Raw genomic sequence first — 2716 nt, forward strand, 5'->3', positions numbered from 1 at the left:
CTCCTACATGAAGCGGTGGCATTGGTTGGGTAGGAGCCCGATTTATCGGGCGATGGCTGATGCTCTATCGCTCACTGAAGTGAGCGCCTACAAAAAGCGGTAGCGCTGGTGCGGTGGGAGCCCGATTTATCAGGCGATGGCTGCAAACCCTATCGCTCACTGAAGTGAGTTCCTGCAAAAAGCGGAGGTGATGGTGCGGCGGGGCTCGGTTTATCGGGCGATGGCTGGCGCCCTATCGCCGGGCATGAAAACGCTTGGTGGCTTTCGTGCTAGCATTGATTGCATTGCAGGCATAAGAGGAAATCAAGATGGCATCAATCACGATCCGCAATCTAGACGAGCAGCTAAAAGCTCAGCTTCGCATGGCAGCGGCTAGGCATGGCCATTCCATGGAAGAGGAAGCCCGCATTATTCTGCGCGGCGCGCTGAACCAGACTTCAACAACAGGGCTAGGGACTCGCATACGCGAGCGATTCGCGGATGCGGGAGGCATCGAACTGGACTTACCATCCAGATCCGATAAGCCCCGTGATCCGGGATTCGATGCATGATTGTCCTTGATACCAACGTGCTATCCGAGTTGATGCGGCCTGTACCAGACGATCGGGTCGTCAATTGGCTGGATCGTCAGAACTCGACAGCTGTGACCATTTCAGCGATCACGGTTGCTGAAATCCTTTATGGCATCGAGCGTCTACCCGGCGGCAAGCGCAAGCGTGACCTCGCCGCCATGGCAGCGGCAATGTTCGAAGAAGAGTTTGCCGGTCGCATTCTGTCGTTTGATAGCGAGGCTGCGGTTCACTATGCAGAGCAAGTCGCGGCCAGCGAGAGCGCAGGCAGGCAAGTCCAGATGGCGGATGCGCAAATTGCGGCTATCTGCATCCGGCATGAAGCGGTCTTGGCGACACGTAACATAAAAGATTTCGAGACGCTGGGCATCGGCACCATCAACCCTTGGGAAATGGACTGATATCGATGCGCCTGCAGAATAAAGACCTGTGCAGGGCTAGCCGTGGAAAAAGAACATCAGGAGACGCTACAGGAGGCTTGGGATGCATTCTTTGATCTCTGACACCGACCTGCGGGTCATGTCCGTCAACGTCGATGATGACCGCCTAACGGTCGAGTTGATGGACGGCCGCACGATTGGTGTACCACTGGCGTGGTATCCGCGCTTGGCTAACGCTACCCCGGCGCAGCGCAGTCACTGGGAATTGGCCGGGGCCGGGTACGGCATTCACTGGCCCGATCTTGACGAGGATCTGAGCACCGAAGGGCTGTTACAAGGGCGCAAGGCCCCTAGAGCAGCGACGGTTGAGTAGACGCTGGAATCGTTAGGACAATGGCTCGACGAAGAGTCCATCAAATGAAGCCCCATCGCTCACTGAAGTGAGCTCCTACATAAAGCGGTGGCGCTGGTGTGGTAGGAGCCCGGTTTACCGGGCGATAGCTGAAAACCCTATCGCTCGCTGAAACAAGACCTACAAAGATGCAAAAAACCGGCGCCTGAGTAGGCGCCGGTTGAGAAGATGCTGGAATCGTTAAGACAATGGCTCGATGCTATACCGTGTTTATTCGTGGTGCTGCTTTTCGAACTTTCGCGCCGTGCGATACAGCCAGTAAGAGCCAAGACCGAAGCCAGCGCAGGCGATGAGATAAAACACTTCATATCCATTCATGGCTTGTACTCCTTCAGGGACACTTTGGCTCGGCTGGCAAACGCCCGCCCATTGAACCCACTATGACGCCGGATAACGCCATATACCAGACCGCTGACTCGACGAATAGTCTTCCGAATAGACCAAAGCACCTATCGCTCACTGAAGTGAGCTCCTACAGGCAGCGGTGGCATTGGTGCGGTGGGAGCCCGATTTATCGGGCGATAGCTGAAAACCCTATCGCTCACTGACGCAAACGTCTACAACGACACAAAAAAACCGGCGCCAGAGTGGCGCCGGTTTGAAGGTTGCTGCAATTTTCTTCTGTAATGGTTCAGTTATTGTTGCGGGCTTCGCTATCAGGCAATGGTGTCGATCGAGTCGTGGCCGACACCCATTACGTCGACGTCCGCGTCTGCGCTGCTTGCGGCAATGCTTGCCGCGTCGCTGGCGTAAGCCTGAGCTGCCGGCGCGAAACTGTCGCTTGCATCGGTGTCGAACGCCTCAGGTTCGTTGGATGTGGTGCTTTCAAAACCCTGGAAGCTAACTGTCTCGGATTCGTCGAGCATCATCATACGCACCAAACCGCCCTCTTCGCCGTCGCCGGCAACTGCAGTCTGGTTTCCGTCGACGGTAATGAAGCTGCCGCCGTTCGCTTCCACCTGATCTTCCAGGGCTTCAAGCTCACCGGTCAACTCGCCGTAGAAGCCGCTAGCGTTATTCGGGTTGTATTCAGTCAGGGTAAAGGCGTCGATTGCGTTCGCCTTGGCAGTAGCAAGGTCTGCTTTCAGACTGTCTTTAACCTCCTGAGAGGCGCCTTCGTTGAAGGCTTTGGTCAGTTCGTTGTTGGCGTCCTGGTACTTACGTTCAAGTAGCTTGAAATCGTTGTAGGCTTGTACGGCTTCTTCTACGGTGACTTGACCACTACCGTTGTCGCCACCGCCGTTATCACCACCACCGTTATCACCACCGCCGTTATCGCCACCGCCAGTATCGCCGCCGCCGTTATCACCACCGCCGTTATCGCCACCGCCAGTATCGCCGCCGCCGTTGTCACC

Annotated in this window: 4 protein-coding genes; 3 read left to right on the plus strand and 1 reads right to left on the minus strand. The window is 56.0% G+C overall.

Translation table 11 applies throughout. The annotated features are described in order from the left end of the window. Positions 1–308: 308 nt before the first annotated feature. From CH74_RS17565 to CH74_RS17575, 3 genes are all read left to right on the plus strand, one after another. Positions 309–551 carry a plasmid stabilization protein gene (locus CH74_RS17565; RefSeq protein WP_048308836.1) on the plus strand — a complete coding sequence of 81 codons (243 nt, stop codon included), beginning with the start codon at positions 309–311 and terminating at the stop codon, positions 549–551. Continuing rightward, complete coding sequence (locus CH74_RS17570; protein WP_048308837.1) at positions 548–970, plus strand: type II toxin-antitoxin system VapC family toxin; 423 nt, start codon at positions 548–550, stop codon at positions 968–970. Before CH74_RS17565 ends, CH74_RS17570 begins: the two co-directional genes overlap by 4 nt. A gap of 82 nt (positions 971–1052) precedes the next feature. Continuing rightward, the gene (locus tag CH74_RS17575; protein WP_048308838.1) at positions 1053–1322 is read left to right on the plus strand and encodes a DUF2442 domain-containing protein; all 270 of its coding nucleotides are present in this window, start codon (positions 1053–1055) and stop codon (positions 1320–1322) included. A 695-nt stretch (positions 1323–2017) separates the two neighbouring features. Here CH74_RS17575 and CH74_RS18865 read toward each other — a convergent pair. After that, a partial coding sequence (locus CH74_RS18865; protein ID WP_048308839.1) for a hypothetical protein occupies positions 2018–2716 on the minus strand: 699 nt, incomplete at its 5' end.

This window comes from Halomonas sp. PR-M31 (assembly GCF_001039575.1).
Classification (GTDB): domain Bacteria; phylum Pseudomonadota; class Gammaproteobacteria; order Pseudomonadales; family Halomonadaceae; genus Modicisalibacter.

Coding starts and splice junctions, on each gene's coding strand:
- CH74_RS17575 (WP_048308838.1), top strand. CDS start 1,053: ATGCATTCTTTGATCTCTGACACCGACCTGCGGGTCATGTCCGTCAAC.
- CH74_RS17565 (WP_048308836.1), top strand. CDS start 309: ATGGCATCAATCACGATCCGCAATCTAGACGAGCAGCTAAAAGCTCAG.
- CH74_RS17570 (WP_048308837.1), top strand. CDS start 548: ATGATTGTCCTTGATACCAACGTGCTATCCGAGTTGATGCGGCCTGTA.